General features: G+C 73.4%; 14 protein-coding genes. 3 read left to right on the top strand and 11 right to left on the bottom strand.

Going from position 1 to position 14188, the window contains the following annotated elements:
* Positions 1-6: 6 nt before the first annotated feature.
* The 10 genes from AC0HI0_RS04400 to fabG form a co-directional block, all read right to left on the bottom strand.
* A complete protein-coding gene (locus AC0HI0_RS04400; RefSeq protein ID WP_480930947.1) occupies positions 7-1941 on the bottom strand; it encodes a vWA domain-containing protein in 1935 nt (644 codons plus the stop codon).
* Positions 1938-3323: an ATP-binding protein gene (locus tag AC0HI0_RS04395; protein WP_480930946.1), complete on the bottom strand. Its 1386-nt coding sequence runs from the start codon at positions 3321-3323 to the stop codon at positions 1938-1940. Before AC0HI0_RS04395 ends, AC0HI0_RS04400 begins: the two co-directional genes overlap by 4 nt.
* A 90-nt stretch (positions 3324-3413) precedes the next feature.
* Positions 3414-4268 carry a DUF4082 domain-containing protein gene (locus AC0HI0_RS04390; protein ID WP_480930945.1) on the bottom strand — a complete coding sequence of 285 codons (855 nt, stop codon included), beginning with the start codon at positions 4266-4268 and terminating at the stop codon, positions 3414-3416.
* Positions 4269-4399: 131 nt separating this feature from the next.
* Complete coding sequence (locus AC0HI0_RS04385) at positions 4400-5287, bottom strand: DUF4082 domain-containing protein (RefSeq protein WP_480930944.1); 888 nt, start codon at positions 5285-5287, stop codon at positions 4400-4402.
* A gap of 81 nt (positions 5288-5368) precedes the next feature.
* Positions 5369-6160 carry a TylF/MycF/NovP-related O-methyltransferase gene (locus AC0HI0_RS04380; RefSeq protein ID WP_480930943.1) on the bottom strand — a complete coding sequence of 264 codons (792 nt, stop codon included), beginning with the start codon at positions 6158-6160 and terminating at the stop codon, positions 5369-5371.
* A 234-nt stretch (positions 6161-6394) separates the two neighbouring features.
* Positions 6395-7195, bottom strand: coding sequence for a hypothetical protein (locus AC0HI0_RS04375; RefSeq protein WP_480930942.1), 801 nt, complete (start codon positions 7193-7195; stop codon positions 6395-6397).
* Between the two features lie 32 nt (positions 7196-7227).
* A complete protein-coding gene (locus AC0HI0_RS04370; protein ID WP_480930941.1) occupies positions 7228-7701 on the bottom strand; it encodes a YcxB family protein in 474 nt (157 codons plus the stop codon).
* Positions 7698-8714, bottom strand: a complete 1017-nt coding sequence (locus AC0HI0_RS04365; RefSeq protein ID WP_480930940.1) for a ferrochelatase — start codon at positions 8712-8714, stop codon at positions 7698-7700. The genes AC0HI0_RS04370 and AC0HI0_RS04365 overlap by 4 nt, the downstream gene beginning before the upstream one ends.
* A gap of 101 nt (positions 8715-8815) precedes the next feature.
* Positions 8816-9583 carry an enoyl-ACP reductase FabI gene (gene fabI, locus AC0HI0_RS04360; protein WP_480930939.1) on the bottom strand — a complete coding sequence of 256 codons (768 nt, stop codon included), beginning with the start codon at positions 9581-9583 and terminating at the stop codon, positions 8816-8818.
* Between the two features lie 55 nt (positions 9584-9638).
* Positions 9639-10343 (bottom strand): 3-oxoacyl-[acyl-carrier-protein] reductase, encoded by a 705-nt coding sequence (gene fabG, locus AC0HI0_RS04355; protein WP_480930938.1) that lies wholly within the window; start codon positions 10341-10343, stop codon positions 9639-9641.
* Positions 10344-10368: 25 nt separating this feature from the next.
* Here fabG and AC0HI0_RS04350 point away from each other — a divergent pair, with 25 nt between their 5' ends.
* Entirely contained in the window at positions 10369-13101 is a 2733-nt protein-coding gene (locus AC0HI0_RS04350) for an FAD-binding and (Fe-S)-binding domain-containing protein (protein WP_480930937.1), read from the top strand.
* Positions 13102-13258: 157 nt separating this feature from the next.
* Here AC0HI0_RS04350 and cutA read toward each other — a convergent pair whose 3' ends face one another.
* Positions 13259-13579, bottom strand: a complete 321-nt coding sequence (gene cutA / locus AC0HI0_RS04345) for a divalent-cation tolerance protein CutA (RefSeq protein WP_480930936.1) — start codon at positions 13577-13579, stop codon at positions 13259-13261.
* A 43-nt stretch (positions 13580-13622) separates the two neighbouring features.
* On the opposite strand from cutA, the gene AC0HI0_RS04340 reads away from it, so the two are divergent.
* Positions 13623-13805, top strand: a complete 183-nt coding sequence (locus tag AC0HI0_RS04340; RefSeq protein ID WP_480930935.1) for a hypothetical protein — start codon at positions 13623-13625, stop codon at positions 13803-13805.
* Complete coding sequence (locus AC0HI0_RS04335; RefSeq protein WP_480930934.1) at positions 13802-14176, top strand: YchJ family protein; 375 nt, start codon at positions 13802-13804, stop codon at positions 14174-14176. The genes AC0HI0_RS04340 and AC0HI0_RS04335 overlap by 4 nt, the downstream gene beginning before the upstream one ends.
* The last annotated feature ends 12 nt before the right edge of the window (positions 14177-14188 follow it).

The raw sequence follows: 14188 nt of genomic DNA, 5'->3' as shown, positions 1-14188 counted from the left end.
CCGGGGTCAGCGCTTGCGGCGCGACCTCAGGTAGTCGCTCACCACGGCCGCGCCCAGGCCATCCTCGTCGGGCGCGACCACCCGGCCACCGCTGCGCCGCGCCAGCAGGTCCACGAACTTGGTCAACCTCGGGTCGTCGCCCAGCCGGAACACGGTGATCGACGCGCCCAGCCGGGCCAGGCCGTCCACCTCGACCAGGGTCTTGCCGATGGTGCGCGGCAGCGGCGGGTAGTGGAACTCGGCTTCGCCGTCGGACTCCAGGTGCGCCGTCGGCTCGCCGTCGGTCACCACCAGGACCACCGGCTGCGCGTCCGGGTGCCGGCGCACGTGCCTGCCCGCCAGCAACAGCGCGTGGTGCAGGTTGGTGCCCTGCTCCCACACGCCTTCCAGCGCCGTCAACTGGCCGATGTCGACCGTCTCGGCGTGCCGGCCGAACGTGATCAGCTGCAACGCGTCCGTGCGGAACCGGGTGCTCACCAGGTGGTGCAGCGCCAGCGCGGTGCGCTTCATCGGCACCCACCGGCCGTCCTGCACCATCGACCACGACGTGTCCACGCACAGCGCGACCGCCGCCCGGGACCGCTGCTCGGTCTCGCTGATCTCGACGTCCGCGACGTCCAGCCGGATCTCGCCGACGCCCGAACGCAGCACCGCGTTGGTGATCGTGCGCGGCACGTTCCACGGCTCGGTGTCGCCGAAGCGCCACGGTCGGGTGCTGCCCAGCAGCTCGCCTGCCGCGCCGGCCTGCGTGTTGTCCCGCCGACCTTGCGCCCGCACGCTGTCGATCACGCCTCGCAGCGCCGTCTCGCCCAAGCGCCGCAACGCTTTCGGGGTCAGCCGCAGCGAGCCGTCGGGCGCGCGTTCGAGGAGGTTCTGCTGCCGCAGCTCGCGTTCCAGCTCGGCCAGCCGCCGCGCGTCCACGCCGGCCTCGTCGCCGAGCTGGCGGACCAGCGCCTCGACGTCGATGTCCTCCAGCCGCGCGCCGGGGTAGGACTGGGCCAGCTGCTCGGCCAGCGCGTCGAGTTCGGCCAGGTCGGCCATCGCCTGCGCGCCCTCGCCGAGCCCCAGCGGCTGGTTGCCGCGGAAGCGCGCCGCACCGTTCCAGTCCTCGCCCGGCCGCAGGCCCTGCAACAACGAGTCCAGGGTGGACAGTTGGGAGCCGATCCCGGAGTCGCCGAAAGCCTGCTGCGACAACGCGTTGAGTTCTTGGCGCTGCTGCTCGGTCATCGAGTTCATCATCCGCTGGGCCGCCGCCGCGCGGGCCGCGAGCGCGTCGATCAGCTCCTGCACGGTCCTCGGGTTCTCCGGGAAGAACTCGCCGTGGCGGCGCATGAACTCCTGGAACCGGTCCGGGATGTCCTCGCCCCGGGCGTGCGCGGCGAGCAGCGCGTTGAGGTCGGCGAGCATCTCCTGGATGCGCTGGACGTCCTGCGGGCCGAGGTTGCCCATCGCCTGCTTCAGGCCCTGGAACCGCTGGTCGAGCAGCTCGCGGCCGAGCAGGTTCTGGATCTGCTCGTAGGACTCGCGCGCCCGCGACGACCGCCAGTCGTACTCGGCCAGCTCCTGCACGGCCGCCGCCGTGCCCTGGGGCAGCGCGTCGAGCCGCGCCTCGCGGAACCGGGCGTCGTCGTCCGGGTCCGGGAACAGCGCCGCCCGCTCGGCCTCCAGCGCCTGGTCCAGCAGCCGGCGGATCTCCTGGAGGGTGCCGTCGAGGCGGTGCCGGCGCTGGATCGCCGCGCGCCGCTGCCACAGCCGCGCCGTCAGGTCGTCGAGCCCGCGCGCGCCCGGCACACCGCGCCGGAGCAGTTCGCGCAGCGCCGACTCGGGGGACGCGCCCTCCATGACCTCGCGCCCGAGTTCGTCCATCGCCGCCCGCAGGTCGGTGGGCGGCGCGAGCGGGTCGGGCCCGTCGACGTAGCGGTCGTAGCGGTAGCCGGTCATCCGTAGATGGTCCGGTCGTCGTCGTTGTCCTTGGACAGCTGACGGGTCAGGTAGAGCGATTCCAGGGCCAGCTCCACGGCGGACGCGATGCGCCCCGGCGGGTCCGCCGGGCCCGCGCCGACCCGCTGCGCCACGTCGTGCAGCACCGGCAGCTCGGGCAGCGCGGCCAGCACGTCCGCCGCCGGCACCTGCTCGCCGGTCGTCACCGGGTGGCCGTCGGACACCAGCTCGGCCAGCGGGCGCAGGTTCAGCCCGGCGAACGCCGAGCGCGCGGTGTCCGCGACGGCCCGGCGCAGCAGGTGCGTCAACACCTCGTGCTCACGGCCCTCCTCGCCCGCCTCGAACTCCAGCTTGCCGCGCAGCACGTCGGGCACCGAGTACAGGTCGACCGGGCGGGCGATGGGCGGGTGCTCGCCGATCAGCGCGCTGCGCCGCAACGCCGACGCGGCCACCGTCTCGGCCGCCGCCACCGCGAACCGCGCCGACACGCCCGAGCGCTGGTCGATCGCCGGCGACTCGCGCAGGTGCCGCACGAACCGCGCCACCGCCTCGACCAGGTGGTCGCCGACCTCGGCGACCAGCTCCGCCTCCTGGCGCACCAGCGCCACCTCGGCGGCCACCTCAAGCGGGTAGTGCGTGCGGATCTCCGCGCCGAACCGGTCCTTGAGCGGTGTGATGATCCGGCCCCGGTTCGTGTAGTCCTCGGGGTTCGCGGTCGCCACGACCAGCACGTCCAGCGGCAGCCGCAGCGTGTAGCCGCGGATCTGGATGTCGCGCTCCTCCATCACGTTCAGCAGCGACACCTGGATGCGCTCGGCCAGGTCGGGCAGCTCGTTGACGGCGATGATGCCCCGGTGCGCGCGCGGCACCAGGCCGTAGTGGATGGTCTCCGGGTCGCCGAGGCTGCGGCCCTGGGCGACCTTCACCGGGTCGACGTCGCCGACCAGGTCGCCGACGCTGGTGTCCGGCGTGGCCAGCTTCTCGGCGAACCGCTCGTCGCGGTGCCGCCACGCGACCGGCAGGTCGTCGCCGAGTTCGGCGGCCCGCCGCCGGGACTCGGGCGTGATCGGGCGCAGCGGGTGTTCGCCCAGCTCCGCGCCGTCGATGACCGGCGTCCACTCGTCCAGCAGGCCGACCAGCGAGCGCAGCAGCCGGGTCTTGCCCTGGCCGCGCTCGCCCAGCAGCACCAGGTCGTGGCCGGCCAGGACGGCCCGCTCCAGCTGCGGCAGCACGGTCCGGTCGAACCCGACGATGCCCGGCCACGGGTCGCGCTTCGCGCGCAGCGCCTCGACCAGGTTGTCGCGCAGTTCGGCCTTGACGCTGCGCACCGCGTACCCGGCGGCGCGCAGCCCGCCCACGGTCGTGGGAAGTCCAGAGGTCACCCCTCGACGCTACGCAAACCTCGGCGATCGGTCGACGTGGAGCGACTCCAGGGAGCCGCTCCACGCCGGTCCGCGCAGGTCGGGCGAGGGCTACTCGTGGAACAGGGGCAGGATCCAGTAGTTGCTGTTGTGCCAGGTGTCGGTCGGGAAGCCGCCGTGCACCTCGTAGTGGAAGACGCCCGCGCCGGGCTTCACGATGAACGGGGCCTGCAGGACCGTGCCGGTGAAGTAGTTCTCCGACGCCTGGTAGCGCCACGACCAGTCGCTGAAGTAGGAGACCACGTAGTCCTGGCCGGGCTGGACCGGGATCGGCGTCGGGAACCACACCCACTGGCGGCCGAGCCCGGGGCCACCGGACAGAGTGTCCACCAGCAGCTCGCCGGTGCCGGTCCAGACGCGGGTCTCGATCGCGCCCGTGTAGGTGCCCCGGTCGATGGTCACGCCGGTCAGCGTGCCGGGCCGGTCCACCTGGAACTTCAGGCCCAGTTCGACCGGCTCCCAGTCGGGGTCCAGCGCCTTGTCGAACTCCGGCAGGCTCAGCGCGTTGGTCGCGTCGTGGATCGGCGGCAGCGGGCCGGGCGTCGCGCCCACGTGCACGGTGGTGGGCGGGCTGGGGTTGCCGACCGTGGACCGGGTGTGCGCGCGGGCGACCAGCGTGAGGTCACCGGAGGCGGCGGGGGTGAACTGGAACCGCCACTGCTCGGCCACCGTCTCGGCGGGCTGCCAGGTCGTGCCGCCGTCGACGGACACGTCGACCGCCGTGATGCCGCCCGCCTCGCCGTTCACCGCGCCGCCGGTGACCAGCAGGGGCTCGCCGACCGCGGCGTACGAACCGTCGCGCGGGGTGTGAATGCCCGCCGACGGGTGGTCTTGCGCGTACGCCGTGCCGGAACTTGCCAGGATCACCGCGAACACCGCCGCGAGCAGCCTGGATAACCGCAACATGCGCCCTCCTCGGGCATTTTTGGGACGGGTCGTCCCGAGGGGGATCGTTCGGCGCGGACGTCCCGCTACGGCCCGTGGGCGGTGTCCGCCATCCGGACACCGCCCACGGGATTCTCGTTGGTGCGGAAGGACTACGGCGTCCGGAACTCCGGCAGCACCCAGTACGTGCTGTCGTGCCAGCTGTCGGTCGGGAAGCCGCCGCCGACGCCGTAGTGGTAGACGCCCGCGCCGTGCGTGCCGTCGTGCGGCGCGACGAACGGGGCCCGTGCGACCGTGCCGGTGAAGAAGTACTCCGTGGTCGTGTACCCGCCCTGCGGCGTGTAGTACGAGATCACGTAGTCGTGGCCCGGCTCGACCGCCACCGGCGACGCGAACGCCACGTTCGAGATCCGGTAGGGCAGGTCGTACGGCTCCTCCGCGAGCAGCACACCCGCCTCGGACCACAGGCGCACCAGCACCGGCCCCCGGTACGCGCCGCGCTCGAACGCCGCGCTGGTGACCACGCCCGACCGGTCGACCCGGAACTTCAGGCCGACCTCCACCGGCTGCTCGTCGGGATCGGGCACCGATTCGGCGTAGTAGCCGCTGAACTGGCAGCGGGTCGTGCAGTTCACCGGCTGGGGCACGGTCGTGCCGCCGACCTTGATCGTGATCGGGTCGCCCACCGGGCCGATCTCGCCCGACCACAGCACCGCCCGCCCGGCCACCGTGACGTCACCGGCGGCCTGCGGGGTGTACAGGTGTTTCCAGTCGGTTCGGTTTCCCGTCAGGACCCGCGTCTGCGTGGTCGTCTCCCAGGTCGCTCCCCCGTCGAAGGTCAACTGCGTCTCCCGGATCGCGCCCGGGTCCGGGGTGATCGACCCGCCGGCGAGCACGACGGGCACGCCCACCTCGACGGCGGTCCGGGTCGTCGGGTTGAAGAAGACGACGTCGGGGTCGAGCGCCTGCGCCTGCGCCGTTCCGGTCAGGACCGCACTCGCGACGGTCACCGCCACGAGCACTCCGGCTAACCGTGACATGCACACCCTCCTCGGGGCAGCGGACGGGGGCAGCGGTCCCGCCCCCACCCGGTGATCGCCGCGCGAGCCCCGACCGCTACCTCAGATCCCGGTGATCCGCACCGCCAGCTGCTCGTTGTTGGAGGTGAAGCACAGGTACTCGAACGACACCTTGTGCTTGGTCACGAACTCGCGCCACGCCAGGTGCTCGTGCACCTCCCAGCCGGGGTAGTTGAAGTACTCGTCGAACAGCACCACGCTGCCCGGCCGCAGGCGCGACCCGACGTGCTCCAGCGCGGTCACCGTCGAGGAGTAGAGGTCGGCGTCGAGGTGCAGGAACGCCACGTCGCCGGGGTGCTCGGCGGCGAACTTGGGCAGCGTGTCGTCGAACCAGCCCGGCACGATCTCCGCGCCCGGCACGTCGGGGATGTTCTCGTTGCGGAACCAGCCCGCGGGCCGCTTGGGCCGCCAGTCCTCGGGCAGGCCCTCGAACGAGTCGAAGCCGTAGACGTCCTTGCCGCCCCGGTCCTCGGCGATGATCTTCAGGGTGGTGCCCCGGTACACGCCGAACTCCAGCGCCATCCCGGTGTCGGGGGCGTGGTCGAGCGCGTGCCGGAGGGTGTCGAACCGGTTGTCGAAGCTGGTCGCGGTGAGCAGGTGCTCCCGGACGAAGCGCTCGGTGGTGCGCAGCGCGTACCGGTCGGCCTCCGCGTGGATGTCCCGACGTGCCTCGTGCTCGATCTCCCGGATGGCCGTGACCAGCCGATCCGTCTCCTGCCGTGCGACGTCCTCGTACTCGCGGCGCAACCGCCGGACGAGTTCGTCGCGATCCACCGCGTCGCTCACGATCCGGGTCAGCGAGCCGCGCAGGGCCTGACGCAACCTGTCGAGCACAGGGGTCTCCTTTCAGACGACCCCAAGTCATTTACCCGGTCCGGCGGGCGTCGGGAAGGCCATCGCCTGGAATGCCGGGTATTCGATCGGGGCGAATTGTCGCGACCCTACGTGGAACAGGGCGCGCACAGCTCCCCCGCGTGGGGGAACCGGGCGGCCGTTCACCCGGTGACCGCTCGGAGTTCATCGGACGATCCCGCGCCGATCGCGGGATCGTTCAACAATCCCCGCAGCTCAGTTGTGCCGGCCCGCGCCCTGGTCGGACAGCACCCGCACGGCCTCGTCCACGGCCGCCAGCCGGGCCCGCCGGACCGCCTCCGACAGCGGGCGCAGCGCCTGGTCCCGGCCCGCCTGCGCGGAGGCCGACATCGCCCCGCCGGGGGCGTCCGACGCGGCCACGGTCAGGATCGCCGCCACCTCGGCGGCCCGCTGGAGCACCCGCAGGGCGCGCGGCGGCATCCCGGCCGGCCACGCCAGCTTCGAGTGTTCGGCGGACAGCTCCGCGATCTCCGCGCGCACGTTCGGCCGGTGCCGCGCCACGTCGAGGGTGACCAGCGCGGTCGCCGCCTCGCGCATCGCCGACGCCAGCCCGTGCTCGGCCTCGCCGATCGGCACGTGCTCCACGGCCGGCACCGCCGGCAGGTCGAACACCGTCCAGCGCAGCACGCCGTCGGCCACCAGCTTGGGCACCAGCCCGATGCCGACCTCCGGCAGCACGGCCGCCTGGCCGACGCTGAGCGCGAACCGGCTCAGCGGCCCCTTGCCGCCCAGGCCCCGGACGTCACCGGGGATCGGCAGCACCACGCGCGCGGTGGTCGCGTCGGCCCGGCGCAGCGCGGCCAGCAGCAGCGCCGGGCCGACCGCGCGTTCGTCGGGGCCGGGGAGGTCGAGCGCGGTGGCCGTGCCGTCGTCGTCGGCCACCACCTCGTGCAGCCCGGCCCAGAACCCCAAAGCGTCGAGGACGTCGTCGGCCGCGGCCGCACCATGCAGCCAGGCGGACGTCCACACGACCAGCGTCGCACTCGCACAGGACACGCTCGCCAAGGTTACCCGTGCACCCCGGCGGTTCAGACGGCCGGGCCGACGTGTTCCACCAGCAGGGAACGGAACCGGTCGACGTCATCCGTTCCGGTGAACGCGCGGTGCGGCACGGCGTACATCGCGGACGTCCCGGTGCGCAGCACGAACCCGCGCGGCGTCTCCGACCAGCCGGGCAGCTCCGCCCAGGCCAGCTCGCTGCGCGCCGCCTCGCCCACCGACATCCGCAGCGAGTGCGCGTCCGCCGACCCGGTGACGGTCTTGGCCGCCAGCGGGTGGTTGTGGAAGTTCACCGCGGTGCCGATCGGCACCAGTGCGATGATGATCACAGCGAGCGCGATGCCGAACACGCCCGCCCACGTCATGTCGAGGAACAGCACGACCACCCCGAGCACGCCCATGGCCAGCCCGAACCACGGCGTCCACCAGTAGAGCGGCACGGCGGTCCGTAACGCGTCGCGCCAGTCCGCCGCGCGCGGCGACCAGGTGAAGTCGACGCTCACCGCGCGGGCCTCTTCGCCGGCTCGCAGCACAACGGCGCGCACGGCTCGCCGTTCACCGTGCACCCGGAAGCCGGGAACGCGGAGAGCTTGCGCGCCGGCGCGCCGGTCAGGTGCTCGGCCACCAGCTCCGCGACCAGCCGGGCGAACCGGGGGTCGCCGTTGGGGGTGGCGGCGCGCGCGAAGCCCAGGCCGAGTTCGGCCGCCCGGTCCCGGGCCTCGGTGTCCAGGTCCCACACCACTTCCAGGTGGTCGGAGACGAACCCGATCGGGCACACCACGACGTTGGCCACGCCCTTGGCGTGCAGCGCGTCGAGGTGGTCGACGATGTCCGGTTCCAGCCACGGCACCTGCGGCGGGCCGGACCGGGACTGCCACACCAGGTCGTGCTCGTCGACCCCGACCGCCCGCGCGACCAGCCGGGACGCCTCGGCCACCTGCCGGGAGTAGCGGTGCCCGCCCTCGGCGGGCGGCCCGGCGGCCCGGTCGGCCGACACCGGCACCGAGTGCGCGGTGAACACCAGGCGGTACTCGGCGAAGCCGGCGGCGGCCGCCCGCACGGAGTCGGCGAACGACTCGACGAACAGCGGGTGGTCGAAGAACTGGCGCAGCTTCACCAGGTCCGGCGCGTCGGGCACGGCGGCGCGGGCGCGCAGGATGTCCTCGTCGTACTGCCGGCACGCCGAGTAGCCGCCGTACGCGCTGGTCGGGAACACCAGCGCGCGCCGCACGCCGGCCGCCTTCATCTCGGCCAGGGTGTCCTCGACCATCGGGTGCCAGTTGCGGTTGCCGAAGTACACCGGCAGGTCGACCAGCTCCGCCACGGCCGCGATCGCGGCGCGGTTGAGGGCGTTGATCGGCGAGACCCCGCCGAAGTGCTGGTAGTGCTGCTCGACCTCGTCCAGGCGCTCGGGCGGCACGCCCCGGCCTCGGGTCACGTTCTCCAGGAAGGGGCGGACGTCTTGCGGTCCCTCCGGTCCCCCGAAGGACAGCCAGAGCAGCGCGTCGTAACTCACCCGGACATCCTCGCCCCGGCCGCCGGAGACTGCACAACCGGGTCGGCGTGATCAACCGCACGCCGACCCGGTCGGGTGGTCGGACCCCGGTCAGCGCCGGTTCACAGGCCCAGGAAGTGCACGCCGCCGTCCACGAACACCATCGAGCCCGTGGTGGCCGGGAAGAAGTCGGACAGCAGGCCGCACACCGACTGGGCGACCGGCGTCGGGTCGTTCACGTCCCAGCCGAGCGGGGCCTTCTCGCCCCACATCGCCTCCAGGTCGGAGAAGCCCGGGATGGACTTGGCGGCCATGGTGCGCACCGGGCCGGCCGAGACCACGTTCACCCGGATCCCGTGCGGGCCCATCTCGCGCGCCAGGTAGCGGTTGACCGACTCGAACGCCGCCTTGGCCGCGCCCATCCAGTTGTAGGCGGGCCACACCTGGCGGGCGTCGAAGTCCAGGCCCACCACGGACGCGCCGCGACCCATCAGCGGCAGCGTGGCCTGCACCAGCGCCTTGTACGAGAACGCGGAGACGTGCATGGCGGTCGCCACGTCCTCCCACGGCGCGTCCATGAACGGCGCACCCAGGCACGACGGCGGCGCGTAGCCGATCGCGTGCACCACGCCGTCCAGGCCGTCGACGTGCTCGCGCACGCGGTCGGCCAACGTGTCCAGGTGCTCCTGGTTCTGCACGTCCAACTCCACCACCGGGGCGGGTTGGGGCAGCCGCTTCGCGATCCGCTCCACGAGGCTCATCCGGCCGAACCCGGTGAGCACCACCTGGGCACCCTGCTCCTGGGCGACCTTGGCCACGTGGAAGGCGATCGACGCGTCCGTGATCACCCCGGTGATCAGCAGCCGCTTGCCTGCGAGCAGACCCGTCACGAGTGTTTCCTCCGAGAGTTGTGGTTGTGCGGTGGGCGGGCCGGTGGCCGGCGGCTCAGTGGCCCATGCCGAGGCCGCCGTCCACCGGCAGCACCGCGCCGGTGATGTAGGCGGCGGCGTCGGAGGCCAGGAAGGTGACGGCGGCGGCGATCTCCTCGGTGCTGCCGTACCGGCCGGCGGGCACCTGGGCGAGGATCTGCTTGCGGCGCTCCTCGGGCAGCGCGTCGGTCATGTCGGTGGTGACGAAACCGGGCGCGACGACGTTCGCGGTGATGTTGCGCGATCCCAGCTCGCGGGCGATCGAGCGGGCCACGCCCACCAGGCCCGCCTTGCTGGCCGCGTAGTTGACCTGGCCCGCGCTGCCCAGCAGGCCGACCACGGACGAGATGAACACGATCCGGCCGTACCGCTTGCGCAGCATCCCCTTGGACGCGCGCTGCGCCACCCGGAACGACCCGCTCAGGTTGGCGTCCACGACGCGGGTGAACTGCTCGTCGGTCATCCGCAGCAGCAGGGTGTCGTCGGTGATGCCCGCGTTGGCGACCAGCACCTCGACCGGCCCGTGCGCGGCCTCGACCTCGGTGAACGCCGCGTCGACCTCGGCGGCGGAGGTCACGTCGCACTTGACCCCGAGCAGGCCGTCCGGCGCGCCGGACCCGCGGTGGGTGACCGCGACCTTGTCGCCCTGGGCGGCGAACGCGCGCGCGATCGCCAGGCCGATCCCCCGGTTCCCGCCCGTGACCAGTACGGACCTCGACACGCCCTGCTCCCATCGCCGCTGGTTGATGCGGGGCGAGGCTATCTCGTACCCCGAAGTGCGCCACCAGTGGCCGGGTGTGGATCACAATCACCGGGTGACCGGATTCGTCGAACAGCTGCGGGCCGCGGTGGACGGGGACGTGCTGGCCGACCCGGCCAGTCGGGCGCTCTACTCCGTGGACGCCTCCAACTACCGGCACGTCCCCCGGGTCGTGGTCCGGCCGCGCTCGGTCGACGCGGCGGTCTCGGCGGTGCAGGTCGCCGCCGCGTTCGGGGTGCCGGTCACCAACCGCGGCGCGGGCACCAGCATCGCGGGCAACTCCGCAGGGCCCGGTCTGGTGGTCGACTTCGCGCGCTACCTCGACCAGGTGGTCTCGGTCGACCCGGACGCGCGCACCGCCGTGGTCCGGCCCGGCGTGGTGCTCGACCGGCTCAACGACGCGGTCCGGCCGCACGGCCTGCTGTTCGGCCCCGACCCGTCGACCCACTCCCGGTGCACCGTCGGCGGGATGATCGGCAACGACGCGTGCGGCGCGCACTCCGTGGCGTGGGGCAAGACCAGCGACAACGTGCTGGGCCTCGACGTGCTGCTGGCCGACGGCCGGCGGTTCGACACCCGCACGCCCCCGCCGCTGCCGCTGCCCGAGGCGGACCCGGCGTGGTTCCCGGCGCTGGACCGCCGGGTGTCGGGCTACCGGCTGGACGCCCTGCCGGACCTGACCCGGGCGCTGGTGGGCACCGAGGGCACCTGCGTGACCGTGCTGGGCGCGACGCTCAAGCTGGTCGAGGCCCCGCCCCGGCGGGTGCTCGCGGTGCTCGGGTTCGACGGCCCGTACGACGCGGCCGACCTCGCCGAGCACGTGCGGCACCTGGACGTGCTGGCGGTCGAGGGCATCGACCGGTCGCTGGTCGACGCGGCCGGCGATTCCCGGCTGCTGCTCCTGCCGCGCGGGACGAGCTGGCTGTTCGTGGAGACCGCCGACGAGGCGGTGGCGCACATCGCGGCCAAGCTCGCGCCGCACTCGGCGGTGGTGACCGACCCGGTGCGGCAGCGCGCCCTGTGGCGGGTGCGCGAGGACGGCGCGGGGCTGGCGACCCGGATGGCCGACGGCGGCGAGGCGTGGTCGGGCTGGGAGGACGCGGCGGTGCCGCCCGAGCGCCTCGGGTCCTACCTGCGCGAGTTCGACGCGCTGCTGGCCGGGCACGGGCGGCGCGGCGTGACCTACGGGCACTTCGGCGAGGGCTGCGTGCACGTCCGGATCGACTTCGACCTGCGCGCCGGGTACCGGTCGTTCCTGGAGGACGCGGCCGACCTGGTGGTGGCGCACGGCGGCTCGCTGTCCGGCGAGCACGGCGACGGCCAGGCCCGCTCGGAGCTGCTGGCCCGGATGTACCCGCCGGCCGCGATCGCCGCGTTCGGCCGGTTCAAGGCGGCGTTCGACCCGGAGAACCGGATGAACCCCGGCCGGATCGTCGACCCGCTGCCGCTGGACGCCGACCTGCGGGTGGTGGTCGCGCCGCCGACCATCCCGACCCGGGCCAAGCTCGCGCTGCACGCCGACGGGGGCGACCTGGCGGCGGCGACGCGGCGGTGCGTGGGCGTCGGGAAGTGCCTGAACACCTCCGGCGGGGTGATGTGCCCGAGCTACCGGGTTACCCGCGAGGAGAAGCACTCCACGCGCGGCCGGGCGCGGCTGCTGTTCGAGATGCTCAACGGCTCGGTGGTGCGCGACGGGTGGCGGTCGACCGAGGTGCGCGACGCGCTCGACCTGTGCCTGGGGTGCAAGGGCTGCAAGCGGGACTGCCCGGTGGACGTCGACATGGCGACGTACAAGGCGGAGTTCCTGCACCGGCACTACCGGGGGCGGCTGCGGCCGTTGGCGCACTACTCGATGGGGTGGCTGCCGCTGTGGTTGCGGCTGCGCCTGGTCAACGGCGTGACGTCGCGGTTCGCCCGGTTCGCCGGGGTGGCCGCCGAACGGCCGCTGCCGAGGCCGGCGCGGCGGACGTTCCAGCGCGGGTTCGCGGGCGGCGGGGCGGGCGAGCGGGTGCTGCTGTTCCCGGACACGTTCACCAACCACTTCGACCCGGAGGTGGGGCACGACGCGGCGGCGGTGCTGTCGTTCGCCGGGCAGGGCGTCGAGGTGCCCCGGTCCGCGGTGTGCTGCGGGTTGACGTGGTACTCCACCGGCCAGGTGGACGTGGCCCGGCGCGTCGTGCGGCGGACCGCGCGGGTGCTGCGGCCGTGGACGCTGTCCGGGGTGCCCGTGGTGGGGCTGGAGCCGAGCTGCACGGCGTTCCTGCGGTCCGACGCCTTGGAGGTCGCCGGCGACGACGAGGACGTGGTGCGGCTCGCCAAATCCGTGCGGACGTTCGCCGAACACGTCACGCCGCTGCTGGAACCGCTGCCGCGCACCGGTTCCGCGCTCGTCCAGCCGCACTGCCACCAGTACGCCGAGATCGGGCTGGACGCCGACCGGGAGCTGTGGTCGAAGGCCGGCGTCGAGCCGTCGGTGTTGGCGGGGTGCTGCGGGCTGGCCGGGAACTTCGGGTTCGAGAAGGGGCACCACGAGGTGTCGATGGCGGTGGGCGAGCAGACGTTGCTGCCCGCCGTGCGCGCCGCGGACCCGTCGACGGCCGTGGTGGCGGACGGTTTCAGCTGCCGCACCCTGGTCCGGCAGGGCACCGGGGCCGAGCCGGTGCACACCGCGACGCTGGTGGCGCGGGCGCTGGGCGTGGCTAGTGCGTCGACCCCTTAGGTTCGTCGGGTTGGTCGGGCTGCATGGGGTCGGCTCCGGCGTTGGTGGCGTTCGCTGCGGGTGCGTGCTCGTTCGCGGTGTTGGGCGGCGAGGGTGTCGGGGTGGCGTGCGTTGGCGTCGATGTCCCCCTGCCCGGCGAACGTTCACGGCCAACGCATCAGCGGGTCTGTCCGGTGACCCAGGCCAGGTAGTCGCCGCTGCCGCCGAGCACGGGCAGGGCCAGCACCTCGGGGGTGTCGTAGGTGTGGTTGGCCTCGATGAAGCCGGTCAGGGCGTCGAGGCGGTCGTAGGTGGTCTTGATCCAGAGCTGCCACTCCCGGTCGTCCTGGACCGCGCCGTCCCAGCGGTAGACGCTGCGGACCGGGCCGCCGATCTGGACGCACGCGGCCAGGCGTTCCTCGACGACGGCACGGGCCAGTCCGGCGGCGGCGTCCTCGCTGTCGGTGGTCGTGATCACCACCACGTGGTTGTCGCTCATCCTCGGGAGGGTAGCCGCGGCGGGGTTTCCTATCCTGGTGCGCGTGACCCCCGACGAGGCCGTGGCCGTGCTGACCGATCCGGAGGCCGGCGCGGACGTGCGCTACCAGGCCCACGCCGACCTGACGGCGGCGGCCTCGGCCGGTGACGCCTCGGCGGAGGCGGCCCTGACGTGGCTGCGCTTCTCGCGGTCGGAGCGGTCGGCGTGCGAGGTGGAGCGGCCGTGAAGTGCCCGTGCGGGACGGGTGAGCCGTACGGGACGTGCTGCGGCGCGTTCCACTCGGGGCTCAAGGCCGCGCCCACGGCGGAGGCGTTGATGCGGTCGCGGTACGCGGCGTTCGCGGTGGCCGACGAGCCGTACCTGCTGGCGACGTGGCACCCGACCACCCGTCCGGGTGAACTGGACCTGGACCCGGACCAGAAGTGGCTGCTCCTGGAAATCCTCGCGCGCACGGGCGGCGGCCTGCTGCACACGACGGGGACGGTCGAGTTCCGCGCCGTCTACCGGTGGCGGGGGCGCCGGGAGGAACTCCACGAGAACAGCCGCTTCGTCCGCGAGGACGGCCGCTGGCTGTACGTGGCGCCCGTCCCCGGCTGACGGCGGCGACGT

This window comes from Saccharothrix sp. NBAS 001, assembly GCF_056640475.1.
This window is presented reverse-complemented; position numbering and strand designations above follow the sequence as displayed.

What these genes read in the sequence shown, in the direction of transcription:
- AC0HI0_RS04350 (WP_480930937.1), top strand. Translation starts at nt 10,369, where the DNA reads ATGCGGGGCGAGGCTATCTCGTACCCCGAAGTGCGCCACCAGTGGCCG.
- AC0HI0_RS04400 (WP_480930947.1), bottom strand. Translation starts at nt 1,941, where the DNA reads ATGACCGGCTACCGCTACGACCGCTACGTCGACGGGCCCGACCCGCTC.
- AC0HI0_RS04390 (WP_480930945.1), bottom strand. Translation starts at nt 4,268, where the DNA reads ATGTTGCGGTTATCCAGGCTGCTCGCGGCGGTGTTCGCGGTGATCCTG.
- cutA (WP_480930936.1), bottom strand. Translation starts at nt 13,579, where the DNA reads ATGAGCGACAACCACGTGGTGGTGATCACGACCACCGACAGCGAGGAC.
- AC0HI0_RS04385 (WP_480930944.1), bottom strand. Translation starts at nt 5,287, where the DNA reads ATGTCACGGTTAGCCGGAGTGCTCGTGGCGGTGACCGTCGCGAGTGCG.